This is a genomic window from Shewanella sp. FJAT-51649 (assembly GCF_019457435.1).
Lineage (GTDB): Bacteria > Pseudomonadota > Gammaproteobacteria > Enterobacterales > Shewanellaceae > Shewanella > Shewanella mangrovisoli.
Genome location: NZ_CP080411.1, coordinates 2,991,699 through 3,017,386, shown reverse-complemented (window position 1 = coordinate 3,017,386; position 25,688 = coordinate 2,991,699). Strand labels below are relative to the sequence as shown.

General features: G+C 48.3%; 24 protein-coding genes and 1 other RNA gene. 11 read left to right on the top strand and 14 right to left on the bottom strand.

The annotated features are described in order from the left end of the window. Window positions 1-58: 58 nt before the first annotated feature. The 3 genes from lon (at window position 59) to ppiD (ending at window position 5,040) form a co-directional block, all read left to right on the top strand. Window positions 59-2,416 (top strand): endopeptidase La, encoded by a 2,358-nt coding sequence (gene lon, locus K0H59_RS13435; protein WP_208659280.1) that lies wholly within the window; start codon window positions 59-61, stop codon window positions 2,414-2,416. 259 nt (window positions 2,417-2,675) lie between these two features. Further along, a complete protein-coding gene (gene hupB / locus K0H59_RS13430; protein ID WP_011717547.1) occupies window positions 2,676-2,948 on the top strand; it encodes a nucleoid-associated protein HU-beta in 273 nt (90 codons plus the stop codon). Between the two features lie 226 nt (window positions 2,949-3,174). Beyond that, a complete protein-coding gene (gene ppiD, locus K0H59_RS13425; RefSeq protein WP_220053389.1) occupies window positions 3,175-5,040 on the top strand; it encodes a peptidylprolyl isomerase in 1,866 nt (621 codons plus the stop codon). Between the two features lie 149 nt (window positions 5,041-5,189). Here ppiD and K0H59_RS13420 read toward each other — a convergent pair whose 3' ends face one another. From K0H59_RS13420 to pspF, 8 genes are all read right to left on the bottom strand, one after another. After that, complete coding sequence (locus K0H59_RS13420; RefSeq protein WP_011717545.1) at window positions 5,190-5,402, bottom strand: molybdopterin-binding protein; 213 nt, start codon at window positions 5,400-5,402, stop codon at window positions 5,190-5,192. A gap of 116 nt (window positions 5,403-5,518) precedes the next feature. Beyond that, a complete protein-coding gene (gene fabV, locus K0H59_RS13415) occupies window positions 5,519-6,721 on the bottom strand; it encodes an enoyl-ACP reductase FabV (protein ID WP_011717544.1) in 1,203 nt (400 codons plus the stop codon). A gap of 105 nt (window positions 6,722-6,826) precedes the next feature. Continuing rightward, on the bottom strand, window positions 6,827-7,612 hold the full coding sequence (locus K0H59_RS13410) for an ATP-binding cassette domain-containing protein (RefSeq protein WP_011717543.1): 786 nt from the start codon (window positions 7,610-7,612) through the stop codon (window positions 6,827-6,829). After that, window positions 7,593-8,600: an oligopeptide/dipeptide ABC transporter ATP-binding protein gene (locus K0H59_RS13405; RefSeq protein ID WP_023267527.1), complete on the bottom strand. Its 1,008-nt coding sequence runs from the start codon at window positions 8,598-8,600 to the stop codon at window positions 7,593-7,595. The genes K0H59_RS13410 and K0H59_RS13405 overlap by 20 nt, the downstream gene beginning before the upstream one ends. A gap of 3 nt (window positions 8,601-8,603) precedes the next feature. Beyond that, a complete protein-coding gene (locus K0H59_RS13400) occupies window positions 8,604-9,494 on the bottom strand; it encodes an ABC transporter permease subunit (protein ID WP_011623240.1) in 891 nt (296 codons plus the stop codon). Further along, window positions 9,481-10,512 carry an ABC transporter permease subunit gene (locus tag K0H59_RS13395; RefSeq protein WP_011623239.1) on the bottom strand — a complete coding sequence of 344 codons (1,032 nt, stop codon included), beginning with the start codon at window positions 10,510-10,512 and terminating at the stop codon, window positions 9,481-9,483. Before K0H59_RS13395 ends, K0H59_RS13400 begins: the two co-directional genes overlap by 14 nt. Then, window positions 10,512-12,137, bottom strand: a complete 1,626-nt coding sequence (sapA, locus tag K0H59_RS13390; RefSeq protein WP_220053388.1) for an ABC transporter substrate-binding protein SapA — start codon at window positions 12,135-12,137, stop codon at window positions 10,512-10,514. The genes K0H59_RS13395 and sapA overlap by 1 nt, the downstream gene beginning before the upstream one ends. Window positions 12,138-12,206: 69 nt before the next feature. Continuing rightward, window positions 12,207-13,295, bottom strand: coding sequence for a phage shock protein operon transcriptional activator (gene pspF / locus K0H59_RS13385; RefSeq protein ID WP_220053387.1), 1,089 nt, complete (start codon window positions 13,293-13,295; stop codon window positions 12,207-12,209). 178 nt (window positions 13,296-13,473) lie between these two features. On the opposite strand from pspF, the gene pspA reads away from it, so the two are divergent. The 8 genes from pspA to ffs all read left to right on the top strand — a co-directional run bounded on the left by pspA (window position 13,474) and on the right by ffs (window position 19,972). Then, window positions 13,474-14,157: a phage shock protein PspA gene (gene pspA, locus K0H59_RS13380; protein ID WP_011717539.1), complete on the top strand. Its 684-nt coding sequence runs from the start codon at window positions 13,474-13,476 to the stop codon at window positions 14,155-14,157. Window positions 14,158-14,174: 17 nt separating this feature from the next. Further along, a complete protein-coding gene (gene pspB / locus K0H59_RS13375; protein WP_011071929.1) occupies window positions 14,175-14,414 on the top strand; it encodes an envelope stress response membrane protein PspB in 240 nt (79 codons plus the stop codon). Then, the gene (pspC, locus tag K0H59_RS13370) at window positions 14,401-14,787 is read left to right on the top strand and encodes an envelope stress response membrane protein PspC (RefSeq protein ID WP_011717538.1); all 387 of its coding nucleotides are present in this window, start codon (window positions 14,401-14,403) and stop codon (window positions 14,785-14,787) included. Before pspB ends, pspC begins: the two co-directional genes overlap by 14 nt. Window positions 14,788-14,881: 94 nt before the next feature. Next, window positions 14,882-16,342, top strand: coding sequence for a YcjX family protein (locus K0H59_RS13365; RefSeq protein WP_220053386.1), 1,461 nt, complete (start codon window positions 14,882-14,884; stop codon window positions 16,340-16,342). After that, window positions 16,339-17,541 carry a TIGR01620 family protein gene (locus tag K0H59_RS13360; RefSeq protein ID WP_220053385.1) on the top strand — a complete coding sequence of 401 codons (1,203 nt, stop codon included), beginning with the start codon at window positions 16,339-16,341 and terminating at the stop codon, window positions 17,539-17,541. Before K0H59_RS13365 ends, K0H59_RS13360 begins: the two co-directional genes overlap by 4 nt. A gap of 318 nt (window positions 17,542-17,859) precedes the next feature. Beyond that, window positions 17,860-19,053: a methionine gamma-lyase gene (gene megL, locus K0H59_RS13355; protein ID WP_220053384.1), complete on the top strand. Its 1,194-nt coding sequence runs from the start codon at window positions 17,860-17,862 to the stop codon at window positions 19,051-19,053. A gap of 230 nt (window positions 19,054-19,283) precedes the next feature. After that, window positions 19,284-19,649 (top strand): ComEA family DNA-binding protein, encoded by a 366-nt coding sequence (locus K0H59_RS13350; RefSeq protein ID WP_088210749.1) that lies wholly within the window; start codon window positions 19,284-19,286, stop codon window positions 19,647-19,649. Window positions 19,650-19,874: 225 nt separating this feature from the next. Beyond that, window positions 19,875-19,972, top strand: an RNA gene (gene ffs / locus K0H59_RS13345) — signal recognition particle sRNA small type. A 149-nt stretch (window positions 19,973-20,121) separates the two neighbouring features. On the opposite strand, the gene K0H59_RS13340 is transcribed toward ffs, so the two are convergent. From K0H59_RS13340 to dinG, 6 genes are read right to left on the bottom strand one after another with little or no spacing between them, the layout of a single operon-like run. Beyond that, entirely contained in the window at window positions 20,122-20,409 is a 288-nt protein-coding gene (locus K0H59_RS13340) for a late competence development ComFB family protein (RefSeq protein WP_011717528.1), read from the bottom strand. A 33-nt stretch (window positions 20,410-20,442) separates the two neighbouring features. Beyond that, window positions 20,443-21,345, bottom strand: coding sequence for a histone deacetylase (locus K0H59_RS13335; RefSeq protein ID WP_220053383.1), 903 nt, complete (start codon window positions 21,343-21,345; stop codon window positions 20,443-20,445). Between the two features lie 5 nt (window positions 21,346-21,350). Continuing rightward, window positions 21,351-22,043, bottom strand: a complete 693-nt coding sequence (locus K0H59_RS13330; RefSeq protein WP_220053382.1) for a DUF2057 domain-containing protein — start codon at window positions 22,041-22,043, stop codon at window positions 21,351-21,353. 9 nt (window positions 22,044-22,052) lie between these two features. After that, on the bottom strand, window positions 22,053-22,721 hold the full coding sequence (locus K0H59_RS13325) for a primosomal replication protein (RefSeq protein WP_220053381.1): 669 nt from the start codon (window positions 22,719-22,721) through the stop codon (window positions 22,053-22,055). After that, window positions 22,712-23,485 carry a TSUP family transporter gene (locus K0H59_RS13320; RefSeq protein WP_088210758.1) on the bottom strand — a complete coding sequence of 258 codons (774 nt, stop codon included), beginning with the start codon at window positions 23,483-23,485 and terminating at the stop codon, window positions 22,712-22,714. The genes K0H59_RS13325 and K0H59_RS13320 overlap by 10 nt, the downstream gene beginning before the upstream one ends. A 9-nt stretch (window positions 23,486-23,494) precedes the next feature. Beyond that, window positions 23,495-25,567: an ATP-dependent DNA helicase DinG gene (gene dinG, locus K0H59_RS13315; protein ID WP_220053380.1), complete on the bottom strand. Its 2,073-nt coding sequence runs from the start codon at window positions 25,565-25,567 to the stop codon at window positions 23,495-23,497. Between the last annotated feature and the right edge of the window lie 121 nt (window positions 25,568-25,688).

Here is a 25,688-nt window from a genome sequence, read left to right as displayed (position 1 = left end):
TGTAAAGCGCCCCAATATACTCCTTAACTAATCCCTTTCATCTAAACGGAATCGAACTATGACCTTAGAGCGTGAAGCGCATATCGAACTCCCCGTGCTACCACTGAGAGATGTGGTGGTCTATCCCCATATGGTAATTCCGTTGTTCGTTGGCCGAGAAAAATCGATTCGTTGTCTCGAAACGGCAATGGCCCAGGATAAGCAAATTATTTTAGTAGCTCAGCGTGACGCTGAGTTAGACGAGCCGACCAAAGACGATATCTTTGAAGTCGGTACCGTGGCGTCTATTCTGCAACTGCTTAAACTGCCTGATGGTACGGTAAAAGTGCTGGTCGAAGGCGGTCGCCGCGCTCGTATTAAACGTTATACCCAAGAAGCGGATTTCTTTGTGGCTAAGGCGGAGTATCTTGAGTCTGAGCCTTTGGAAGACAAAGAAGAGGAAGTCTTGGTTCGTAGCGCGATTGGCCAATTTGAAGGCTATATCAAGCTCAACAAGAAGATACCACCTGAAGTCTTGACCTCACTCTCGGGCATCGATGAAGCGGCGCGCCTTGCCGATACCATGGCGGCCCACATGCCACTCAAGCTTGAAGACAAGCAGTCTGTGCTGGAAATGACTAACGTAGGTGAGCGTCTGGAATATTTAATGGCGATGATGGAGTCGGAAATTGACCTGTTACAGGTCGAGAAACGCATCCGTACCCGCGTTAAAAAACAGATGGAAAAGAGCCAGCGTGAGTATTATCTGAACGAACAGATGAAAGCCATCCAAAAAGAATTGGGTGACTTAGACGAAGGCCACGACGAGTTTGAAGTCTTAAATCGTAAGATTGAAGAAGCCAACATGCCTAGCGATGCCAAAGAGAAGGCCGTCGCCGAGCTAAACAAATTACGCATGATGTCACCTATGTCTGCCGAAGCGACCGTGGTTCGCAGCTACGTGGATTGGATGACCTCAGTGCCTTGGAGCCAACGCTCTAAAATCAAACGTGATTTAGCCAAAGCCCAAGAAGTGCTAGATACCGATCACTATGGCCTGGAAAAGGTCAAAGACCGTATTCTGGAATACCTGGCAGTACAGAGCCGTGTGCGTCAACTTAAGGGGCCTATCCTGTGCTTAGTCGGCCCACCAGGGGTAGGTAAAACCTCATTAGGTCAATCGATTGCGAAAGCAACCGGTCGTAAGTATGTGCGTGTTGCCTTAGGCGGCGTGCGTGATGAAGCGGAAATCCGTGGTCATCGCCGTACTTACATTGGCTCAATGCCGGGTAAAGTCATTCAAAAGATGGCGAAAGTGGGCGTGAAAAACCCCTTATTCTTGCTCGATGAAATCGACAAAATGAGCTCGGATATGCGCGGTGACCCAGCGTCAGCACTGTTAGAGGTGCTTGATCCTGAACAAAACGCGACCTTTAACGACCATTACCTCGAAGTCGATTACGACTTATCCGATGTGATGTTCGTGGCGACCTCGAACTCGATGAATATTCCTGGTCCATTGCTGGACCGTATGGAAGTCATTCGCCTGTCGGGTTACACCGAAGATGAGAAGCTCAATATCGCTAAGCAGCATTTACTGACCAAGCAAATCGAGCGTAACGGCCTTAAAGCGAACGAAATTCATATCGAAGACAGTGCAATAGTCGGTATCATCCGCTACTACACCCGTGAAGCTGGTGTGCGTGCACTAGAGCGTGAATTGTCGAAGATTTGCCGCAAAGTCGTGAAAATGATCCTGCTGGATAAATCCATCAAGTCAGTCACAGTGACCGCGGACAATCTCAAGTCTTTCCTCGGTGTGCAGCGTTTTGACTACGGTAAGGCGGAGTCGAACAACCAAATCGGTCAAGTCACAGGTTTGGCGTGGACCGAAGTGGGTGGCGATCTGCTCACCATTGAAGCGACCTCAGTGCCAGGCAAAGGCAAGTTGACCTACACAGGTTCACTTGGCGATGTGATGCAAGAGTCGATTCAAGCGGCGATGACCGTCGTGCGTGCCCGTGCGGAACAATTAGGTATCAATGGCGACTTTTATGAGAAGCGTGATATCCATGTTCACGTGCCAGAAGGGGCTACGCCAAAAGATGGTCCATCTGCGGGCGCGGCAATGTGTACTGCGTTAGTGTCTAGCTTAACGGGTAACCCTGTGCGCGCTGATGTAGCGATGACGGGTGAAATTACCTTACGCGGAGAAGTGTTACCGATCGGCGGTTTAAAAGAAAAACTGCTCGCGGCACACCGTGGTGGCATTAAATTGGTACTTATTCCAAAAGAAAACGAGCGTGATCTGGAAGAAATTCCTGCCAATGTGATTGCCGATTTGGAAATTCGTCCCGTGCGTTGGGTCGACGAAGTGTTAAAACTGGCGCTAGAAAGACCGGTTGAAGGCTTCGAAGTGGTTAAAAACTTGGCATAACGCAAGAAAATGCGCTATCACGCTAAAAAAAATGAAAAAAGGGGCTTAACAAAGCGCAGACCTGTGGTAGCCTAGGTCTGTGGAGAGTCGGTTGCTCCAAGCCCTTGGCGCAACTGGCTTTGAGCTGTATCCAGTTTTATTTCTTTGGTTTTCGAACTCAGCTTGAACTTTGAATTCAAGCTTGTTATAAAAGCCTCCGCAGACCGCTCTAGAGACGGATTTGGTTGCGGCGCAAAAAAATTACATTCAAGGGGATGACATGAACAAATCTGAACTAATCGAGAAAATCGCTTCTGGTGCTGACATTTCTAAAGCCGCTGCTGGCCGTGCACTGGATTCTTTTATCGCTGCTGTGACCGAAGGTCTGAAAGAAGGCGATAAAATTTCTCTTGTTGGTTTTGGTACTTTTGAAGTGCGTGAACGTGCTGAGCGTACTGGTCGCAACCCACAAACGGGTCAAGAAATCAAAATCGCAGCAGCAAAAATTCCAGCATTCAAAGCTGGTAAAGCTCTGAAAGACGCTGTCAATTAATTTTTGATATCGTAGCCTTTGTAAGGCGTTCGTAATGATAAGCACTGTTTAAACAGTGCTTTTTACGAATTGAAAGTAATGGATTTTGAAGCACAATTTCTACCATTACTCGGGGTTTTAGCACTTACCAGTGGTAGCGTCTGAATAATCCCCATAAATTACAGAAAGGCGCATCTCAAGTTGATGCGCCTTTTTATTTTGTTAATCGCAACGAGCGAGAAATCTGATGTTAGAAAAGATCCGCGACGGTTCGCAAGGCGTGATTGCTAAAGGCATTCTCGTACTTGTGATTTTATCTTTTGCATTTGCAGGCGTGAGTAGCTATTTAGGCTCAAAATCGGACGTCCCTGCCGCAGAAGTCAACGGTGACAAAATCACTAAAGCCGAGTTAGAGCAGGCCTATCAGAGCGAACGCGCTCGTATGGAGCAACAACTGGGCGAAATGTTTGCTGCGTTATCTGCCGACGAAAGATACCTAGAAAGCATCAAGCAGAGCGTACTCGAACGTTTAGTGGCCGATAAATTGATTGACCAAGCTGCCGCCGCGATGGGGCTGCGTGTGTCTGACGAGCAAATTATCACGGCGATTAAATCAGAACCCGCTTTCCAAACCGATGGCAAATTTGATAACGACCGTTATCAAGCGATTTTGCGTCAGTTAGGCTATCAGCCACAAACCTTCAGAAGCATGATGCGTGTCGATATGACCCGTCGTCAGTTAACTGCGGCGTTAGTGGGCACTGAATTCGTATTACCTGGTGAAGCTAAGCAATTAGCTGAGCTGCAAGGTCAAACTCGCGACATTCGCTACTTAGTAGTCGATTCTGCGCCATTCCTTGCGAATGCCTCTGTGACAGACGAGCAAGTTAAAAACTACTACGACACTAATCAAGGCCAGTTTATGAGCCCTGAGAAGGTGAGCTTAGAGTATGTCGAGTTAAACGCGGCTGATTTTGCTAAAGACAGCAAAGTGACCGATGAAGAAGCTCAGGCTTACTACGATGAACATAAGACGCAATATGTGTCTAACGAGAAACGTTTAGCGGCGCACATTCTGATTGGCCCAGGCAGCGATGAAGCGGCGGCAAAAGCCAAGGCTGAAGATTTAGCTAAACAGTTAGATAACGGTGCTGATTTTGCTGAGTTAGCTAAAGCCAATTCTGAAGATACCTTAAGTGCGGAGCAGGGCGGTAAATTAGACTGGTTTGAACCCGGTGTCATGGACCCAAGCTTTGATACTGCACTGTTTGCACTGCAAAAAGGTCAGCATTCAGCGGTAGTGAAAACGGATTTTGGTTTCCACATCATCAAACTGTTAGACGTTCAGCCTGGTACTACCGTGCCATTTGCGGATGTGAAAGCGAAGATTGTGGCTCAGCTACAAGAGAAGAAAGCGGTCGATCAATTCTATAGCTTACAAAGCAAACTGGCTGATACCAGCTACGAGGTGCCTGATACCTTAGCTGAAACCGCAAAAGTGGTGGGCGTTGAGATTAAGACTACGCCAATGTTCTCACGTGATGATGTGCCAGCGGCATTGAACAAGCCTGATGTGGTTAAAGCGGCATTCTCTGACACTGTGTTACGCCAAGGCTTAAACAGTGAAGTCATCGAGCTTGAGCCAAACCATGTTGTGGTTATCCGTATGAAGGAACATCACGATGCGGGCACTATGCCATTAGCCGAAGTGAAGGCTGACATCGCTGAGCGTTTGAAGCAAGATCAAGCGAACGAAGCAGCTCGTGCTAAAGCTCAAGAGCTGATGACCCAAGTTAAAGCGGGCGCGACTGATGTGAGTTTAACGGCTAAGACTAAACTAGGCCGTGGCGCACAAGACGTAGACGCAGCGATTGTAGGCAAAGCCTTCCAAATGCCAACACCGAGTGCTGCACCTGTGGTTGACACTGTTGGTTTAGCCAATGGCTATGCTGTGATTGCGCTGGATAAAGTGAACGCGGCAGAGTCGGTTAGCGATGAGTTAGTCAATGCGCTGAAACAACGCTTAAATGCACAATACAGCGAAGCGGATTACCGCGGTCTGATTGAGTCACTCAAAGCGAATGCGAAAGTTCATTACCCTGTAGAAGGTTAATGATGATAAGGGATAACTGAGCTTATCCCTTATATTTGCGAAGCAATAAAAGCTTTCGCGAAGCAAATAGAAAAGGCCAAGTGTTTACTTGGTCTTTTTGTTTATCTTGAAACCGTGTTATCAAACGATCTGGGCGCTATACTAGCCGCTTAATCATCCACGCCAATCATCACGCTGCTAGCTTTAATGAGTGCGTAAGCCGAATCACCCACCTTCAAGTTTAAACGCTCACAGGAGGCTTTAGTCACGACAGAGGTTAACACTACGCCAGGTGCCAGTTCGATAGTGATTTCGTTGTTTACAGAGCCAATTTCAATCGCGGTAATAGTGCCACTCAGGGTATTACGTGCACTGATCTTCATTCTTTGTCCTTAGTTAGTGTTTGAATGGTCATGCTAGTTTAGCCTATTGCCGTGGGTTTGCAGCAAATAAAAACGCCACCCGAGGGTGGCGTTTAAAGGTAAGGTGTCATCGCCGATTACAGCTCGATCACATCGAACTCAACGTATGGATTCACATCAGCATCGTAGTCGATGCCTTCGATACCAAAGCCGAACAGTTTAATAAACTCGGCTTTATATTCTTGATAATCGGTCAGTTCTGACAGATTTTCAGTGGTCACTTGTGGCCACAGATCACGGCAATGCTGCTGGATATCTTCTCGCAGTTCCCAATCGTCTAAACGCAGACGGTTGTCGCTGTCGGTCTCTGGTTTTGCACCATCGGCACGGAACAGGCGCTCGCTGAACATGCGGTAGATTTGTTCCATACAGCCTTCGTGCAGGCCTTCTTGGCGCATCTTCTTAAATACCATCGCGATATACAGTGGCATTACTGGGATAGCAGAGCTGGCTTGAGTGACAACGCTTTTGAGCACGGCAACGTTAGCGCTACCGCCTTTGGCCGCGAGTTTATCATTTAAGGCTTTAGCCGCGCGGTCTAAGTCCATCTTGGCTTGACCTAATGCGCCGTGCCAGTAGATTGGCCAAGTTAGCTCAGTGCCGATATAGCTGTAGGCAACGGTTTTGCAGTTATCGCTTAATACGCCAGCCTCGGCGAGTGCATTAATCCACAGTTCCCAATCTTGACCGCCCATCACAGTGACAGTATCGGCAATTTCTTGCTCAGTCGCAGGCTCAACGGTGGCTTCGATAATGCAGTCTTTGTTGGTATCAACGGCGGTCGCTGTATACACTTCACCGATTGGCTTGAGTGCAGAACGCACTAGCTCACCTGAGTCAGGCAGTTTGCGCACGGGTGATGCTAATGAATAGACCACCATGTCCACTTGACCTAAATCTTGCTTGATAAGCTCGATAACTTTTTGCTTAGCTTCATGGCTGAAAGCATCGCAGTTGATGCTCTTAGAGTACAAACCTTCAGCTTTGGCAAACTTGTCGAAAGCGGCAGAGTTGTACCAGCCCGCGGTACCAGGTTTTGCTTCAGTACCAGGCTTTTCGAAGAACACACCAATGGTTGCAGCATCGCTACCGAAGGCGGCGGCAATGCGTGAAGACAGGCCATAGCCACTTGATGAACCAACAACAAGTACTTTCTTTGGACCGTTGGCGATTTTGCCTTTGGCTTTGGTTAAAGCAATTTGTTCTTGAACGTTAGCTTCACAACCAACGGGATGAGTTGTGGTACAAATGAATCCACGAATTTTGGGTTTGATAATCATGTTTAAGCTTCTTCTATCAAAATGACCAATAGGATAAATACTTCGGCGGCTAAATGGCATCTATTTTTAGCTAATTCGCCTGAATATTTAAGTGGTTGGAGCAGTTTAACGCTTATGAACAAACAGGCTCTGCTCCTGAATCAGCCTTTGGGTATATTCGTGCTGAGGCGAATTAAATATCTGTTCTGTTGGGGCTTTCTCAACCATCACGCCTTTGTGTAACACCATAATTTTATCGCTGACATGGCGAATAATATTCAGGTTATGGGACACGAAGATGTAGGACAAGCCTAAGTCCTTCTGCAGTTTAAGCAGCAGGTTGAGGATCTGTGAGCGTACCGAGAGATCCAAGGCGGTTAATGCTTCATCGGCAATGATAATCTTCGGATTGAGCATCAGCGCCCGCGCCACTGCAACCCGCTGTTTTTGACCTTCGGAAATCATATGGGGATAAAAATCCGCATGCTCGGGTAATAAGCCGACTTTCCTTAAGGTATCAATCACTTGGCCACTACGCTCCTTGGCGGATAACTCAGTGTTAAAGCGCAGCGGTTCATCCAGTAATTGGCCAATGGTGAGCCTTGGGTTGAGTGAAGTATTGGGATCTTGGAAAATCATCCGAATAAGGCGACAGCGCTGCTTAATATTGCGACTATCAAGCGCCTCGCCCTCAAAGTAAATTTCACCGCCGCTGCGGGGCTCTGCGCCCACCAAAATACGCGCTAACGTACTCTTACCTGAACCCGCTTCACCCACAATCGCTAGGGTTTCGCCGCGGTTTAATTCAAAGGAAACCGGGGCTAAGGCATCGTTATATTGGCGGGTAAAGCCTTTATAGCCGGTATCGTACCTCTTAAAGAGATCGTTAACTTTAAGCAGTGGGGTCGTCATTTGTCGTTTCACCGTGGTAAGGGAAATGGCAGGCAAAGTAGCGGTCGCGTAAATGACTCAAACTTGGCTGATTAACACATTTCTTTTGTGCCTCAGGGCATCTTGGCCCTAGGCGACAACCAATGGGCAGATGCTGCAGGGCGGGGGCCGAGCCTGGCAGAGTCGGCATGATGGCCTTGTGCGCCTCTATCCCCGAGTAATCCGGCATATTATCCAAGAGTGCCTTAGTGTAAGGATGATAGGGCTGATTGATCAGTTCTTCCGTTGGGCCAGATTCCATCACTTGGCCGCAATAGAGCACGGATAGGTGATCGCACCACTGAGCCAGCGTTTCAAGCTCGTGGCTGATGATTAAAATAGACACGTTTTGCAGTTGGTTAAGCTGTGATAGCAGACGGAAAATCTGCGCCTGAGTGCTCAGCTCCATCGAGTTGGTCGGTTCGTCGGCAATCAATAATCGCGGTTGGTTGGCAATCGCCATGGCGATCATCACTTTTTGGCATTCGCCTTCCGAAAGCTCCCAAGCATAGCTCGACATCACTTTTTGCGGATTTTTAATCCCGACCTTATGCAGCCACTTTTGTGCCGTGAGTTTGGCATGTTTGTGTTTTTGCCAAAAGTAAGCCTTCGGATTCTTAGGCATGGCCTGCATCAGCTGACTGCCCACGGTTTGCGAAGGGTCAAGGCTGCCAGACGGGTCTTGGAAGATCATTGCCATATCTGAGCCCATCAGATTACGGCGCTCCTTCGAGGTCATGGCCATCAGATTATTACCGTCCCACATCATGCGGTCGGCGGTAATGGTCCAATTGGGGCCTGGGATCCCAAGAATGGCTCTGGCGAGCAGACTGCGGCCCGAGCCCGATTCACCCACCAGACCGTGAATTTCCCCCGCGTTCAGGGTCAAACTCACTTTCTCAAGGGCGCGCACTCTGCCGTGGGGTGTGTCGAGCTCAATGGTCAGGTTTCTAACGTCGAGTAATGGCATAGGTTAGTTTCTGATGGGCGCAAGCGCCGATCTCAAGCCATCGCCCACCAAGTTAATGGCGAGCACACTAAAAAGAATTGCCAACCCTGGAATGGTCACAGTCCAAGGTGCGGTCAATAAATTATCCATGCCTTGGGCGACCATTGCACCCCATTCAGGACTGGGAGCTTGGGCGCCAAGGCTTAAAAAGCCAAGGGCGGCAATATCTAAAATCGCGGCAGAAATGGCTAAGGTGGTTTGAATAATCACCACTTCCCACACGTTTGGCATGATCACATACCAAAAAATCTGCAGCGAATTGGCGCCGTCTAAACGGGCGGCAGTTACGTATTCTTTCTGTAACTCTTCATGCACCGATTGATGAATGGAGCGTACAAACTGCGGCGTTAAGGCAATGCCCACAGCCCAGAAGACGTTTTCAAGCCCTGGCCCCATCACGGCAACCACTAAAATCGCCATTAATAGTGAAGGAATCGACAGCAATGCATCGAGCAAGTGCCCCAAAATACTGGACTTTAAGCCGCGCATCATGCCTGAGAGCGAGCCTATGATGAAACCCATAAACAGCGCGGTGCCGACAATCATTAGCGCCATGCCGAAGGTTAAATGCGCCCCATGTAGCAAGCGGCTAAAGATGTCTCGGCCCAGATCGTCTGTGCCTAAAAAGTGCGCCACTGTGCCCGAAGGGTCCCAAGAGGGCGGTAACAGCAAAGCCCGTGGATCCTGTGCCTCGGGTGAGAAGGGGGCAATCATTGGCCCGAATAGGGTGAGCAGCAGCAGAAAAGCAATGGTCCACAAACCCGCTAAGGCAAAGGGGTTTGCCGAAAAATTCTGCCAGACCCGCATCATCGGCGAGGCGATTTGATCTTCCTGATAAATTTTAATTGGAGGCATAAAGATCTTTTCTGCTCAAGGGATTGAAGACGGTATGCAGCACTTCAATCAAAATACTTAAAAAGATGATCAACAAGGCCACGGCTAAAATCCCGCCTTGGATAACCGTATAATCCCGTTGATAAATACCCGACACCAACCAAGAACCGACACCCGGCCAAGAGAAAATCATTTCAACAACAATCGCATAGCTCGCAAATGCTCCGAGCATTAATCCTAAGTGCTTCAATACGGGGATCAGCGCGTTGGGTAAGGCGTGGCGCAAAATAATGGTGTTGGTGTGCATGCCTCTGGCTTCGGCGGCGCGGATAAAGGTTTGGTTCATCACATTCATCATCGCCGAGCGCGTGCTGCGTACGACCACGGTAAAAGGCAGCACGGCGAGCGTGGTGGCGGGCAGGACGATATGCAATAAGGCATCTTTAAAGGCCGATATCCGATATTCAGAATCAGACAGCAAAATGTCGACCAACATAAATCCCGTAACAGGTTTTATCTCATATAACAGATTGAGTTGCCCCGAAATTGGCAGCCAGCCTAGGTCGACACCAAACCAGAGTGACAAATACAAACCTAACCAGAATACAGGAACGGAATAGCCCGTCAGGGTAATCGCCATAATGGTATTTTGGGTGAGTTTATGTTGGCTCTGGGAGGCCAACACGCCAAGCGGCACACCTAAACCAATGGCTATCACGGCCGCCATAACCGCAAGTTCGAAGGAGGCGGGTAGCACAGAGCTTAATTCTTCGGCCACGCTCTGGTGCGAGGTGACGGAGACGCCCAAATTGCCGCTCAGCCTTTGCTGTAAATAAGCAATAAACTGCATGGCCTTATTGCTATCTAACTTATAGTCCTGCTCAATTTGCACCAGTTGGCTCTCTGACGGTGCATGGATACCCGTTAGGGCGAAGGTGCGTTCAACAGGAAACAATCCTGTTGCATAAAACAGTACGCCGACCATCACGAGCGAAGTGGCAAGAAACAGATTGAGGCGCCGTAACAGGTATCTGAACATCAGTGTGTCTCCTGCTCAGCTTGGCTGGTTCGGGCAAATGAGATGCCACCAAAGGGGGTCAACTGCATATCATGAATATTGCTGCGACTGAGAGCGACTCGCTTGGCATGGGCCAGACTCAACATTGGCACTTGCTCAGCTAAGAAGGCTTCGGCTTCCTGGTAAATCTCCTTGCGCTCGGCCTGAGTCGAGACTTCCCTCGCTCTGTCTAGAATGGCATCAAACTCTTTATTGCACCAGCGAGAGCGGTTGTTGTTTGATTGCATCGCCGAGCAACTTAGCAGTGGTGTGAAGAAGTTATCGGGGTCACTGTTATCGGCGTTCCAGCCGATGAGGACTGAGTCATATTCATCTCGACTCAATCTTTGGCTAAAGACGCTCCAATCGTAACTGATAATATTGACCTTAACGCCGATATTAGCCAAGTCAGATTGAATTAACTCGGCGGTCTTCAACGCGTTAGGGTTGTAAGCACGGGCGACGGGCATGGCCCAGATATCGATACTGAGATGTTTGATCCCCGCTTCTTTTAACAAATCCCGTGCTTTTTGTGGATTGTAATCTAACAGTTTTTTATTGCTATCGTAGGCCCAAGACGCTGGCGGCAGCACTCCAATGGCTTCTATTGCGGTGTTTTGATACACGGCACGTAAGATATTCTGCTTATCCACGGCATAGGCGAGGGCTCGGCGCACGCGTACATCATCTAAAGGAGGTTTTTGTGTGTTAAAGGCCCAAAACGCGACGTTAAGACCGGGTTGAGACTCAATGCTCAGCTGTTCATGTTGTTTGATAACGGGCAGTTCCCCCGCCTTGGGCAGGGCCGATACGCTGCAGTCACCGGCGATAAGTTTTGCCAGTCTCACTGTGCTTTTGGGGGTGATATCGTAGACCAGCATATCGACTTTGGCGGGCTCGCCCCAAAAGTCGGGATTGCGTCGATAGCGAATATATTCGTTTTTAGCGTAATGCACTAAGGTAAAAGGCCCAGTGCCGATGGCGAAATGATCGATATTTTCAGGGTGCCCCTGTGCCAGTTGCTGATCGGCATATTCGCTCGAGAGGATAACGGCAAAGTCGGTGGCAAGATTTGATAAGAACGATGCATCTTTGCGCGCTAGCCGAAAGATCACCTCGTGGTCATTGATTTTTTCGACACTTTTAACTTGTTCTGAAAAGCCAATACTTTGGAAAAAGGGATAACCGGTACGTGATACGCCATGGTAAGGGTGATTTTTATCGATAATTCGATTGAAGGAAAACAGCACATCGTCGGCATTAAAATCGCGACTCGGGGTAAAACGGGATGAATGTTGAAACTTAACATTTTCCCTGAGGGTGAAACGGTAACTTAAGCCATCGTCACTCTCGGCCCAACTGGTGGCCAGCGCGGGCACAAGCTGGCCTGAGAGCGCATCATAGTCCACTAAGCGGCTATAAATTTGGTGTGAGGTCGCATCGATAGTGGTGCCTGAGGTCACCAACTGCGGATTAAAAGACTCGGGATTCCCTTCGGAACAATAGACCAAACCAGAAGGGAGTCGTTGGGGGCCACATGCAACCAACAACCCACTCATGCAGAAAACTGCAGTTGATAGGCACAGGCGTCTTATTAGCACACTCATTTATAAATCATTATTTTATCGACTATGAACGGCTATTTTAGCAGTGCATCTCGCCCGTGGGCAATCTGCTTATGCTTTATCGAGCAAATTGTACTTCTTCAGAATGCCGCGCAGCTGGTGATAGCTTAAGCCAAGGATTTCAGCCGTCTTCTTTTGATTGTACTGACTGACCGACAAGGCTTGCAGGATAAGCTCCATCTCATAACGTTCGGTCTGCTCTTTAAAGTCCAAGGGAAAACTAAACAGGTTGCTCATGGACTCTGCAATGGCGGCCGTGTCGGTATCGGTTTTGGCCGACGTTACCACGGGCGTGCTCAGCGGCGCTTCAGGTGCGGTGATTTGGCGCTCACGTGTACGCACTCGCGTGGTTGGGCGATAGGGGGATGCAAAGGGGTCGAGAATTATCTGCTCAATAGGGCGGTTTTCGCCGCTGCTGCGATACACACTGCGCTCGACGACGTTTTTAAGTTCACGGATATTCCCCGGCCAGTCATGGCTCATCAGCTGATCGACCGCGCTGGCACTGAAGCCACTGAAGAGTTCCAGCTTAAGTTGCCGCGCCATGCCAACGGCAAAGTATTCGGCTAAGGTCATGATATCTTCTGGGCGACAACGCAGCGGCGGCAAGGTGATCACATCGAATGCTAAGCGGTCGAGCAAGTCGGCCCTAAATTCACCGGCGTCGGCGAGAGAAGGTAAATCTTCGTTGGCTGCGCAGATAAGGCGCACATCCGCTTGAATGGTTTTACTGCCGCCGACCCGTTCAAATTCACCGTATTCGATGACCCGTAGCAGTTTTTCTTGGATTAATCCCGAGGTGTTGGCTAACTCATCGAGGAATAGAGTGCCACCGTCGGCGCGCTCAAAACGGCCTTCGTGTTTGCCTTTGGCGCCAGTAAAGGCACCTGACTCATGGCCGAATAATTCACTTTCGAGCAAATTTTCACTCAAAGATGAACAATTTAGCTTAATAAAACTTTGATCCCAGCGTTTAGACAGATAATGTAAGCGTTCAGCAATCAGCTCTTTACCCGTACCCCGTTCACCAATAATGAGCACAGGTTTAGAAAGCGGCGCTATCTGCGACACATGCTCTAACACTTCGAGTAGGGCGTTCGATTGGCCGATGAGGTTGTCTTGCTGAAATTTATTATCCACGATATTTTTTAGTCTTTCGCGCTAAATTTTGGTGAAAATGATAATAAGTGGCTTGAGCCATAAAATAAAGAAAAAAGTTAAAAATATGTTTATCTTTATGAATTTAAACATAAAATAAAAGTTGGCACACTTAGTGTATTACCCTAAGCGAGACCAACATCAATTTGAGGATAGCATTATGGGAATTTTCTCTCGTTTCGCCGATATCATTAACTCCAATATCAGCGCATTACTCGATAAAGCAGAAGACCCTGAAAAAATGGTTCGTCTGATTATCCAAGAGATGGAAGATACACTGGTAGAAGTTCGTTCAACGTCAGCAAAAGTGTTAGCTGAAAAGAAAGAATTAATCCGTCGTATCAGCCGTGTTGAAGAACAAGTTCAAGATTGGCAAGACAAAGCAGAGCTGGCACTGTCGAAGGATCGCGAAGATTTAGCCAAGGCCGCTTTAGTTGAAAAACAAAAAGCCGCGGGTTTAGTTGATACTTTAAACCAAGAGTTGGCCGTGATCGACGAGCACATTGTGCGCTTAAAGGATGAAGTTAGCCTGCTGCAAGAAAAGTTACTGGATGCTAAGGCGCGCCAAAAGACCATTATTTTGCGTAAACAAACCGCCTCATCACGTTTAGAAGTGAAGAAGCAGTTAGACTCAAGCAAAATCGACAACGCCATGCTGAAATTTGAGCAATATGAGCGCCGTGTCGAAGGGTTAGAAGCGCAGGTTGAATCCTACGATCTGGGTAATAAAAAGACATTAGCCGATGAGTTTGCCGCACTGGAAGCTGAAGATTCAGTGAATGCCGAGCTGGAAGCATTAAAGGCCAAAGTAAAAGGCAAAGCCGCGACTAAGTCAAAAGAATAACAATTCAGAGGTGAGTTATGGATATGGACATACTAATGGCACCAATTATCATCTTTATGATAGTGGTGGCGCCCATATGGTTAGTTCTTCATTATCGCAGTAAGCGACAAGTGAGCCAGGGACTCACTGAGGAAGAGTTTTCACAGCTCAATGATTTGATTGCTAAAGCTGATAAGATGGCTGCACGCATCGAAACCTTAGAGGCCATTCTGGATTCAGAATCGCCTGAATGGAGGGGCAAACATGAGAGGAACTAGTGGCCGTACTATGTATCGTATTCCCCAGTCAGGTAAAGTCGCAGGTGTGTGTGCGGGGATAGCCGAATACTTTGCAATTGAAACATGGTTAGTGCGAGTACTTGCGGTTTCTATCTTCCTATTAGGTGGTTCGGGCGTCGTGTTTATCATCTATGTTGCGTTATGGGTGATACTCGACATCAAACCCCAAAATAGCACTGTTAGGGATGACATTGAGGTGAAGAAGAAACCTTGGCAATCGGGAGAGCCTGCTAAACAAGCGCTGAGCGATGTGAGCAGGCAATTTAGAAGCCTAGAGGTGAGACTGCAAAACCTTGAACGCCATGTAACATCTGATAACTTTGATTTAAAAAGACAAATCAATAGCTTGTAATCCCTCTAAAGGGCGGCCATGTCCGCCCTTGTTGCTTAATCTCCCGTCAAATCCAGTGTATAGTTAACCTCATTCAACATTTAGGGACATCCTTATGGGAATGCTTGACGTTTCGCTCCATAAATTAACTCAAAAGAGCCAATCCCTGCTCCATAGAACGGCTGACAGGCATTTACGACTCGCGGTAACAGGGTTATCGGGGGCGGGCAAAACCGCATTTATTACCGGATTAGTCAATCAACTACTCAATAGTGGCGCGGCTTCTCAGGTCTCCCATTCCCGCCATGGGAATGCCTTGCCCCTGTGGCAAGTGAGCCGTGAGCAACGTTTGCTCGGGGTGAAGCGGGCGATGCAGCCGGATCTTGAAATTGCCAGCTTCGATTATCAGGGCGCCATGTTAGCGCTTACTTCGACACCTCCGACTTGGCCAGCATCGACCCGCACGATTTCGGAGCTGCGTTTAGCCATCAAATATCAGCCGCAGAAGGGGCTGCTCGCCAAGTTTGCCGATACCGCCACGCTGTATTTAGATATTGTCGATTATCCCGGTGAGTGGCTATTAGATTTACCTATGCTGCGTCAAAGCTTTATCGAGTGGTGCAGCGCGCAGCAACAGCGTGTCGCTGTGTTAAAAAGCTCGCCGCTATATGCAGAGTTTCAAGCCTCGTTAAGTGCGCTTAATTTAACCGAGGCGGCCGATGAGCTGCAGCTCAAACGCATTGCCGACGAGTATCAACGGTTATTGCACGATTTAGTGCATGTGCAGGGCTATTATCAGGCGCAACCCGGACGAATGTTATTACCAGGGGAGTGGGAAGGCGCGCCGCTGCTGGCGTTTTTTCCGCTGTTATCTGTGACAGATAATCAGTGGAGCGAGCTTAAACAAAGCGATAAACACAGCGCCTTTCATGTCTTAGAAAAGCGCTATCAAGAATACGTGGCCAAGGTAGTAAAACCTTTCTATAAACAGCATTTTGCGGGGTTTGATCGCCAGTTAGTACTGGTTGATTGCTTCAGCGCCTTAAACCGTGGCAAAACCCAGTTTGAGGATATGGGCGCGGCGTTAAATGCCATTATGGAGAGTTTCCAATACGGCCAGTCCAGTTACTTACGCCGATTGTTTGCGCCGCGGATAGACAGATTATTATTTGCCGCCAGTAAGGTTGACCATGTGACGCGGGATCAACAAAGTCATGTGTTATCCCTGCTCACCGATATGCTCAAACACAGCCAGCACTTTGCCAGTTTCGATGGTTGTAAAGTCGAGACTATGGCCATTAGTGCCATTAAGGCGACGCGTCATGGCATGGTGACCACTCAAGAAGGGGATGTGGAAGTCGTGCAGGGGATTGGATTGAACGGCCAAGCCCTGACGCTTTTCCCCGGCGAAGTGCCCACTCGCTTACCCGAGCCCAGCTTTTGGCGCGATCAGGGGTTTCATTTTATGGGGTTTGCTCCGCCAAATAACAGCAATGTGGATCCATCTGCGGTGCATTTTGACCATATCCGTCTCGATCACCTTCTGCAGTATCTCGTGGGGGATAAACTGGAATGAGTTTAGATTCGTTACCACCTTCAAGTGAGTCAGAGACAAACGGGCTTGATAAGCCAATGTCTGAAAATACACTTGAAAGCCAACCGCTCAAAAAACAACAAGTATTTGATTCTGACAAGATCAAGCTCCAGTCAGCGTCAGATGAGCTTAAGAGTGCCCAAGCCTTTGCACCACAGACACCCTTAAAAGCGGTGGATGAGGTTGTCGATGATACCTTAGCGGCCCATTCGCAAGCATTGGATGTGTCATCCATTCGGCCAACACTGCATCAATCTCGCCGTTGGTCTTGGTTGGCGCGCTTTTCCGTCATTGGGTTATTGCTACTGGTTTTAGTGCAAACGGCACTAGGTTTGCGGGATGCTTGGTTAGCAAGCCCTTGGTTATTTAGCTTTTATGGCGCCGTACTCGGTTTAGTCGGCAGCTGGGCTATGGTAGGAGCCTTGGGCGAATACCGTAAATTAAAACGCCTCAAGCAGGTTGCCGATACGCAAGAGTCCGGCGCAAGGCTTGCCGTCAGTATGCAAATGGGGGAGGCCGATGGCTTTATCAATAATATAGTGCGTCATTATCCCGATAGTCAGGGGCTACAGCGGCTGCGTCAGTCGCTCAAAGATGAACAGAATGACGCCGAAAAAGTGCTGCTATTTGAAGACTTAGTGCTGACAGAGCGGGATGAACTCGCGAAAAAAATTGTCCGTCGATACGCGGCCGAGTCGGCAGTGTTGCTTGCAGCGAGTCCACTTGCTGCATTGGATATGGCCATTATTCTTTGGCGTAACCAACGCATGCTGCGGGATGTCGCAGCATGTTACGGGATAGAGTTAGGCTATTGGAGCCGTATTAAGCTCATTCGCAGCATCATCATTAACATCATCTATGCCGGTACCAGCGAGTTAGTGACCGATTTAGGTACCCAACTGCTGTCGGTTGAGATGACGGGGAAATTATCCGCACGGCTTGCTCAAGGCTTAGGTGGCGGGCTGCTCACGGCGCGCCTAGGATATCAAGCCATGGCGCTATGTCGACCGATTCAGTTTAGGGAGGAGCAGCGCCCCAAATTGTCCAAAGTTCATCAAGAGTTGTTGATTGAGCTTAAACAGTTTGCCGGTAAGTTATTGACTAAAGACGGACGAGATGCGCTTAAGAACCAATTAGAGGCAGCAGAGCTTAAAACAGGCTCAACACCCAAAGAGAAATAACCTAGCCGAATACACAACACTGTGAGTGCACTTAAGGCTAAATGCTAATGCGCTAATGACCCAGTCATTAGCGCATTTTTTATTGCTGATTGTCTGCCAAAAATCCTTGAATGTAACAACTTAGTTACAGCGTCGTTATTGCTATTTTCACCAGGGCACTGGTTTCGCCCGCCCGGCGAGGTATGTTAGTGCTTATTCGATAGGGCTAATGTTTCATTAACTTATCAATAGGACTTATCAAGATGCTAAGCATGGCCTCATTAAAACGAACAATGAAACAATAAGCGAATGAGGCACTGCGACAACAAGGAGTGAGCAATGCAAGATGAATCAAGCAAGCAGTGGAAAGCCGCAACCCAAGCCATTCATGCCGGACATGAGTGTGAAGCCTTTGGTACTTTAGTGACGCCACTTTATCAAACGGCGACCTTTGTCTTTGAGTCGGCGCAGCAAGGTGGCGAGCGATTTGCTGGCAACGAACCCGGTTATATTTATACTCGCCTAGGTAACCCGACCGTTGCCGAGCTGGAGCGTAAAATGGCGATTTTAGAAGGGGCAGAAGCGGCGGCGGCAACGGCCTCTGGCATGGGGGCTGTGTCGGCGGCGCTGCTGGCTAACTTGCAGATGGGCGATCATTTAGTGGCTTCCAATGCGGTTTATGGTTGTACTTTTGCCCTTATGACCAGCCAATTTGCCCGTTTTGGCATCGAAGTCACCTTAGTCGATTTTACCGATTTAGCCGCGATTGAACTGGCCATCAAACCCAACACTCGGGTGATTTTTTGTGAAACTCCGGTTAATCCTCATCTACAGGTGTTTGATCTCAAAGGTATCGTCGATATTGCGAAACGGCATCAACTTGTCAGCATTGTCGATAATACTTTTATGACACCATTACTGCAGCAACCCTTAGCATTCGGTATCGATTTAGTGGTACACAGTGCGACTAAGTATTTGAATGGGCACGGCGATGTAATTGCTGGCATCGTGTGTGGCAGTGAAGAGCCGCTGCACAGAGTGAAATATGAAATCCTAAAGGATATCGGTGCAGTGATGTCTCCCCACGATGCGTGGCTGATTTTGCGCGGGCTGAAAACCTTAGATGTGCGTTTGCAGCGCCATTGTGACAGTGCCCAGCGTGTCGCCGAGTTTTTGGAGCAACATCCCGCAGTGACTCGGGTGTATTATCCCGGGCTCAAATCCCATTCAGGGCATCGATTTATCGGTGGACAGATGGCGAGAGCTGGTGGCGTGATAGCCTTTGAGTTAGCCGCCTCTCTTGAACAAGCCATGGCCTTTGTCGGTAACCTTAAGCTGTTTTCAATTGCCGTGAGTCTAGGGGATGCGGAGTCTCTTATCCAGCATCCGGCCTCCATGACCCATTCACCCTACACGCCAGAGGCACGCCAGGCAGCTGGAATAAGCGATAATTTACTGCGGATCTCAATCGGCTTAGAGGATTGTGACGATATCATCGAGGATTTAAACCAAGCTTTGGCGATGCTGGCGTAATGGTTTTGTGGTTCTTAGCCAAAGGATGCCCTTTGGCATCCTTTTTGTTTTATGGCACGACGTATTGTGTGCTACATCACCAACAACGCTATCTGCAAAGAATGGGTTATGTTAGCGATTCGCAATATTTGTTTTGAGCCGTTTGGAAATTCATAAAAGCTTCGTCTATGTTTGATTGAAGGCCACGGAAGTAGGACGAAAGGCCGAATTTCAAGGAGAGAGGAAGCATTATGAAAATAACACATCGTTTACCCGCGATGGTGAGTGCCATTGCATTTTCCACCCTATTCGCTTTACCTGCGATGGCGGCGGATCCCGCAAAAGATGTTAGCAAAGTTCAAGCGCAAGCTCAGACAGAGGTTAAAAAGGCAACTACCGATGCTAAGCAGGCCATGCCTGATTCGGCTCAGGTGAATATTAATACTGCTTCATCTGAACAGTTACAGCTGCTTAAGGGCATTGGAGCGGCTAAGGCGCAGGCCATCATAGACTATCGAACGCAAAATGGTAAATTTAAGGCCATTGATGAGCTAGCCAATGTCTCTGGCATTGGCGCTAAGTTAATTGAGCAAAATCGTCATATGATAAAGCTCTAGGGATAAGGCACCTCCAGACTCTTGGTGCTGGAGCCCTTATAAGAAAAAGCCTGCATTAGCAGGCTTTTATCATTTTCACTTGGCTAGTTTGCCTATAGATTGTCCAATTAAACCGGATATTTGCCAAACGGACGGATTAGCACTTGATCCCATAGGAGCCATGGGGGATAATCCGCGTCGTTCAGTGATCATCCACCAAGTGATACACTCGAAGTTATGGTGACCCTAGGGTCCCCCCGCAATGATAACTTGTGAACTCGGCCAGGCCCGGAAGGGAGCAACCGCAGCAAGCGACTCGTGTGCCGGGGTGTCGGCTCTAGGGGAACCTCCAAATCTCCTCATCATGTTTTACTATTCTTTATCTTCAATCCGAATTCATTATCTCTAACAACGTAAGCTCATTTATTTAGCCAATTCAGCTGAATTACAAGCTTATGGGCTAATCAACTTAGTTATGCCATTACCGCGCGACTTAGCTGTCGGCTTCTTCCTGCTGCATTCTTTTTTGTAGATTCTGTTTAAGAAAGGCACGAGATTTTTCTAATGCGGCTTGGATTTCTCGTTTCATTTCTTGTAACTCGTTGTAATCTTCGAAGAAATAGGTATCTACTAGGTGGCGAATATAGCGTACTGGCAGTTGATTAAGGGTAACACAGCAGAGATCGGCTAAATAATCCTCCGGCAATTCATCCATTAGACCTTCATCGGATAACATTTCCATTAAGAGAACTTCGTAATAGTTACGGATTTCGAGTTGCATCGCTGTGCTCCATGATGATTTTTATTGAGTTTGCTACCACAAATGGTTGGCTGCAATAAAAAGTTGGCTATGTCTTTGGCTTAATTGTAGTTCGTCTCGGCTGTAGCCGCCGCCAATTACCGCCGCAACAGGAATATTTGCCGCTTTTGCCATAGATAACACGGTTAAATCACGTTGATACAAACCCTGCTTGCTGATCATTAGGTGCCCTAAGTCGTCATCTTGGTGGATATCGACGCCAGCGTCATACAGGATGAGATCCGGCTGATGGAGGCGAATCAGCAGTTCGAGAGTCTGCTCGACGGTTTCCTGGTAAGCGCTATCATCCGAACCCTTAGTCAATTCAATATCATAGTGGGATTGCTGTTTGCGACTCGGGAAATTCTCTTTGCAGTGGATGGAGCAACTTATTATACCTTGATGCCTGTGGCTAAGGGTGGCGGTGCCATCGCCTTGGTGCACATCACAGTCAAAAATCAACACTTTATGTAACTGCTGCTCGGCCATCAGTTTGCGAGCGGCAATAATTAAGTCATTGAAAATACAGTAGCCACTGCCAAAGTCATAATGAGCATGGTGATAGCCGCCAGTTAAGTGAAGGGCGATACCCGTTTGCAAGGCTAAACGTGCGGTCAAACTCGTCCCCGATACCGAGTGCAAGGTGCGCTCGACCAAGGCTTCACTCCATGGAAAGCCGATGCGTCTTAAGGCCGCACTAGCTAAGCTGCCTTGGATAAATTGTTCGACATAATCTTGCTGATGCACTTGCATAACATCTTCAGCCGTCATCGGTGAGGGAGTATGGAATTGAGCCGGTACAGCCAGTTGATTATCGAGCAGATACTGGTAAAGACGCGCGTATTTGGTCGTAGGAAAGCGATGGTGGGAGGGTAACGCCAGCTTGGAGTAGCTGGCGTGATAAACCAATGGGATCATCTTAATTAGAGTTGAGAAATCGCCCAGCTCATAAATTCTTTACGTGTTTTCTCATCGGCCTGTAACCACCAGTATTGCAGCATTTGCTGTGGATTCGCACCAGCTGCTTTAGATGTATCAACTGGAGCGGTTAATGAGGTGGCGTTAACGGCTGCCTGCGCCGAAGTGGGGGCTGGCGCGGCAACAACCGCCGCTGTGCCTGCTGCGCCCGTTGCTGCTGCGGCAGTACCTGACACATCTACCGCTTGATTACCGCTAAAGAGACGGGAGACAAAGCTCTCTTCTTCAATATCGGTGTTTGTCACTTGGTAACTCACCTGACCTTTATCAGCACGGGTTAACACCACTTGTGGGTTTTGAGCGAAGGTTTTAGGCTTTTTAACGACCTTGCCCTCTGCGGCTTGCAAATAATATTGATGATCGCCGTCCACTTCTAAGGTCACGATAAAAGGCGATGACTTAACGAAGGTCTGGCTGTCACTGAAATCGTCTTCAACCATCTCATGGTAACGGATCGCGATTTTGTGAGTGCCGGGCGCCAACTCTAAGCTGCTTTTATGGTTGAATACACTGGACTCGACTTTTTTGCCATCGAGGGCAAGGTATTCGAAGGACATAGGGATATTCAGATCTGCGGCAAAGGCTGAGGCAGAGCCGAGTAGCACTAGCAGGCTGCTGATTGGCAAAAGTGATTTCATTGTTGCTCCTTAACGATTATGGCTCTGATGCGGACGTTCGAATGCTTGAATGCGATCTTCAATATAACTGATGGCTTGCCTGCATTTACCCAAACGACGATGCATCAAAAGGATGTCATTTTGCAAACGGATTTTGTCAGCACTATGACAGTTTTCAAGTTTTGACTCCATTTCTGCAATTCTTTGTTCAAATTTCTTCGCCCAATTCAGATGCTTGTTTAATTCGGCATAGATTTCGTGGCTATTTTGTAACACATTGCTGGCAATCCAAGCAAACCCGCTGGCTTGGTGCGACTGTGCCTGTTGCTGGGCAAAACGCGCGCGCTTACTGGCACGTTGTTGATTTTTAGACTTTATATCGATTGAGGTCGTCAGTAGCGCCCGTTTAACCGCGGTAAAACGGTCTTGAATACGTTCACAGCTTAAGGCGATGGTTTGCGGCGCGAGTTTTAGGGCGATCTGTTTCTCTAACTGGCCGATACTATTACGTATTTGTTCAATGCAGGGCATCAGCTGAGCGCCATTTTGAATAAACAGCGATTGATTAAAGCGCTCAATATCCTGCAAGAGTTTACGCTGACTCGGCGCAAGGTGACTGTCGTGTTGCAGTACTTCTTGCTCAAGGGTTATTAGCTGATTTTTCAACGTGCTGATTAGCTGCGAAGTGTTCAAAACCATGCGCTCCACGCCAGATTAGCGGCAATTGACAGGACAATTAATATAAACAAAGGCCGAATAAAAGGCATACCAAATTTTATCGCGCAGCGGGCGCCGATAAAGGAGCCGAGCATCATAGATAACCCCATCCACAGGCCGATTTGCCAATGGACTTGCCCAAGAAAGCCAAAGATCGCCAGCGCCGTCAAGTTACTGGTAAAGGTCATGGCCCTGGCAAGCGCGCAGCTATGCAACAGCGGTAATTTGTATAAAGTGCCTGAACTCACAGTCCAAAAGGCGCCAATGCCTGGGCCTGCAAAACCATCATAAGCACCCAGCAAGAGCCCTTGCAGACTTTGTTTGAGCTTAGATTGAGCTTTTGTTGGTGCCTGGCAATCGGTATCCGAGATAGCATTGGGGCTCAGTAAGCTGTATATCGCGATGCCAATAATCAATAGTGGTAAGGCTTTTTCAAGCCACTGGGCATTTAATAAGTACACCAACACACTGCCAAGTACCGCGCCAATAAAGGTGGCGATAAACGCCATATACCAAAAACTGGGTTTGAGCAGATGTTGTCGATAATAGGTCCAAGCTGCCATGGAGGAGCCAAAACTGGCGGCAAATTTATTGGTACCTAAGGCGGTGTGGGGCGGGATCCCGAGGGTGAGCAGGGCAGGAATGGAGAGCAGGCCTCCACCACCGACTACGGCATCGATAAAACCTGCAATTAAGCCAATGACAGCCAACAGGGCCCAATTACTGGGCTCGAGTAACAACTCCAAATCTTAATCCTACTCAATGACTCGTCTAAAGGGGGGCAGAGCGTCTAGTAAGGATTTGCCGTAACGTTTGGTCACTAATCGTCTATCTAGGATAGTGACTCGGCCGTAATCCTGCTCTTTACGCAGTAATCTACCACAACTTTGGATTAGCTTTCGCGATGCATCAGGAATGGTGAGTTGCAGAAACGGATTTCCACCCTTTATTTTCACATACTCGGCATGGGCTTGCTCGACGGGTGAGGTTGGCACGGCAAAGGGCAGTTTAGTGACGATGAGATTGGTGAGGTAATCTCCGGGTAAGTCTAGACCTTCAGAAAAACTGCCGGTGCCGAACAAGATACTCGGCTCACCTTTGTCGCACTTGGCTTTATGAGTCTCAAGCAATTGCTGGCGCGGGGCATTACCTTGAATAAGAATTTCCTGCGTGAGTTTGCCCTCGAGCAACTCGGCGACTTTCTCCATTTGCCAGTAAGATGCAAACAACACTAAGGTGGCCATTTCGCCTTCAATCAGCTCCAAAATGTGTTCGGCAAGCTCAGCGGTATAGGCATCGTCCGTCGGCTCGGTTTTCATCTTAGGTAAGTAGAGCGTGGCGTTATTCGGATAATCGAAGGGGGATTGCAGGGCGAGATAACGACTGCCGTCCTTTACCGATAATCCCACTTGATGGGCGAAATGGTCGAAGTTATTCAGCGCCCGAAGCGTTGCACTACATAGCACGACGCCAGCGGCCTTTTGCCACAGCATAGACTCGAGCATAAACCCGACTTCAATCGGTGAGGCGCTAAACAGATAATCGACCTGTTTGCCTGTGAGCAATTCAATCCAGCGGGCGAGGGGCGCGCCTTTCGTGGAATCTTCCTTTGCCATCATTTTCCAGAGCTTTTGTAGATTTTCGAGTCGCTGCAGCATAAAACCCATTTCGGCCTGTAACGCTTCCGCTTGATGCTTAGGAATATCGCCATCTTTTATCGCCTCGGCCAGCAATAATTGCATCTTGTTAAATTGCTTAAGGGCAAGATTAGAGGTGGCCGCGAGATTCTCGGCGGGAATTTTTAGTGCATCGGGCAATTTACCGTGTTCGAACCGATAGCGGCTCTCGGGATTGGCAAACTGTTTGGTTTGAGTGTCACAGTAGTGGGCGACTTGATTGAGCTGAGCGATTAAGTCACCTATATGATCCTGCATCGCCTGCGCTGGGGCGATGATATTGTTGCTCTTTATCTGATTTTGTAACTTTGCACTGGTCTTCCCGACTTTTTCGAGCCAATCGGCGGCGCCCCTAAGCGTTGCCTGTGCGCTAGAAAAGTCCCGGGCAACAATAGGTAAGTGGTGAGCTTCGTCAATGACGTAAAATACGTCTTCGGGATCGGGCAAAATCACCCCGCCACCCAACTCTAAGTCGGCAAACAGCAAACTGTGGTTGGCGATCAGTACATCCCAGGTATCCACATCCTCTCGGGCCTTGTGAAACGGGCAATTTCGATGACTGGCGAGTTGCCGGTGACAACTGTGTTTATCGCAGGCGATTTGTTGCCAGAGATGGTCAGGTATAGGTGTCGATAGCGTATCGATTTCACCGTTCCAGCGGCCTTCATTAAAATCGCTTAGCAGCTCCTGCAGCATGGCAATTTGGCTGTTATCCGGTTTTGTTTGCCACATGGCCATTTGGGTACTGTTATCATCGCCGATCAGCATGGCAAGTTTAGATAAACAGACATAACGCTGGCGCCCTTTAACCAGACCGAAGCGAAAGTTTAGCCCTGATTGTTCGAGAAAAAACGGTAAGTCTTTGTGCAGTAACTGCTCCTGCAGCGCCACGGTTGCCGTGGCGATACAGACCTTTTTCTTACTCGCGAGCGCAAGCGGGATCGTGCCCAAAATATAAGACAATGATTTACCAATCCCCGTACCCGCTTCGACCACTATGATGCGTCTATCTTTGTCATAGTCGCCAGCTAGGGTCTTAGAGATTTCTGCCACCATAAAATTTTGCTCGCGGCGTGGCCTAAAATTAGGCAAAGCCGCGGCAATATCTTTATAGATAGCGCGGATCTGGTTTTTTACGTTGTCAGGTAACATGCGGCACTACTTTATCGAATTAATGCTGTACATAATAACAGTGATTGCATAGCCTAAGAAACTTTTCTGCCATTTTATGGCAATTTTATTCTGTGTCCCGAGAAACAATAAACAGCGAGAG

Excerpts from the sequence above, each read along its gene's own strand:
- K0H59_RS13400 (WP_011623240.1), bottom strand. The coding sequence starts at position 9,494 with ATGCCTCCAATTAAAATTTATCAGGAAGATCAAATCGCCTCGCCGATG.
- fabV (WP_011717544.1), bottom strand. The coding sequence starts at position 6,721 with ATGATTATCAAACCCAAAATTCGTGGATTCATTTGTACCACAACTCAT.
- ppiD (WP_220053389.1), top strand. The coding sequence starts at position 3,175 with ATGTTAGAAAAGATCCGCGACGGTTCGCAAGGCGTGATTGCTAAAGGC.
- K0H59_RS13335 (WP_220053383.1), bottom strand. The coding sequence starts at position 21,345 with ATGATCCCATTGGTTTATCACGCCAGCTACTCCAAGCTGGCGTTACCC.
- sapA (WP_220053388.1), bottom strand. The coding sequence starts at position 12,137 with ATGAGTGTGCTAATAAGACGCCTGTGCCTATCAACTGCAGTTTTCTGC.
- K0H59_RS13340 (WP_011717528.1), bottom strand. The coding sequence starts at position 20,409 with ATGCAACTCGAAATCCGTAACTATTACGAAGTTCTCTTAATGGAAATG.
- K0H59_RS13410 (WP_011717543.1), bottom strand. The coding sequence starts at position 7,612 with ATGACGACCCCACTGCTTAAAGTTAACGATCTCTTTAAGAGGTACGAT.
- K0H59_RS13395 (WP_011623239.1), bottom strand. The coding sequence starts at position 10,512 with ATGTTCAGATACCTGTTACGGCGCCTCAATCTGTTTCTTGCCACTTCG.
- pspB (WP_011071929.1), top strand. The coding sequence starts at position 14,175 with ATGGATATGGACATACTAATGGCACCAATTATCATCTTTATGATAGTG.
- K0H59_RS13365 (WP_220053386.1), top strand. The coding sequence starts at position 14,882 with ATGGGAATGCTTGACGTTTCGCTCCATAAATTAACTCAAAAGAGCCAA.
- pspA (WP_011717539.1), top strand. The coding sequence starts at position 13,474 with ATGGGAATTTTCTCTCGTTTCGCCGATATCATTAACTCCAATATCAGC.
- K0H59_RS13405 (WP_023267527.1), bottom strand. The coding sequence starts at position 8,600 with ATGCCATTACTCGACGTTAGAAACCTGACCATTGAGCTCGACACACCC.
- K0H59_RS13420 (WP_011717545.1), bottom strand. The coding sequence starts at position 5,402 with ATGAAGATCAGTGCACGTAATACCCTGAGTGGCACTATTACCGCGATT.
- pspC (WP_011717538.1), top strand. The coding sequence starts at position 14,401 with ATGAGAGGAACTAGTGGCCGTACTATGTATCGTATTCCCCAGTCAGGT.
- megL (WP_220053384.1), top strand. The coding sequence starts at position 17,860 with ATGCAAGATGAATCAAGCAAGCAGTGGAAAGCCGCAACCCAAGCCATT.
- K0H59_RS13330 (WP_220053382.1), bottom strand. The coding sequence starts at position 22,043 with ATGAAATCACTTTTGCCAATCAGCAGCCTGCTAGTGCTACTCGGCTCT.
- K0H59_RS13360 (WP_220053385.1), top strand. The coding sequence starts at position 16,339 with ATGAGTTTAGATTCGTTACCACCTTCAAGTGAGTCAGAGACAAACGGG.
- dinG (WP_220053380.1), bottom strand. The coding sequence starts at position 25,567 with ATGTTACCTGACAACGTAAAAAACCAGATCCGCGCTATCTATAAAGAT.
- K0H59_RS13350 (WP_088210749.1), top strand. The coding sequence starts at position 19,284 with ATGAAAATAACACATCGTTTACCCGCGATGGTGAGTGCCATTGCATTT.
- K0H59_RS13325 (WP_220053381.1), bottom strand. The coding sequence starts at position 22,721 with ATGGTTTTGAACACTTCGCAGCTAATCAGCACGTTGAAAAATCAGCTA.
- hupB (WP_011717547.1), top strand. The coding sequence starts at position 2,676 with ATGAACAAATCTGAACTAATCGAGAAAATCGCTTCTGGTGCTGACATT.
- lon (WP_208659280.1), top strand. The coding sequence starts at position 59 with ATGACCTTAGAGCGTGAAGCGCATATCGAACTCCCCGTGCTACCACTG.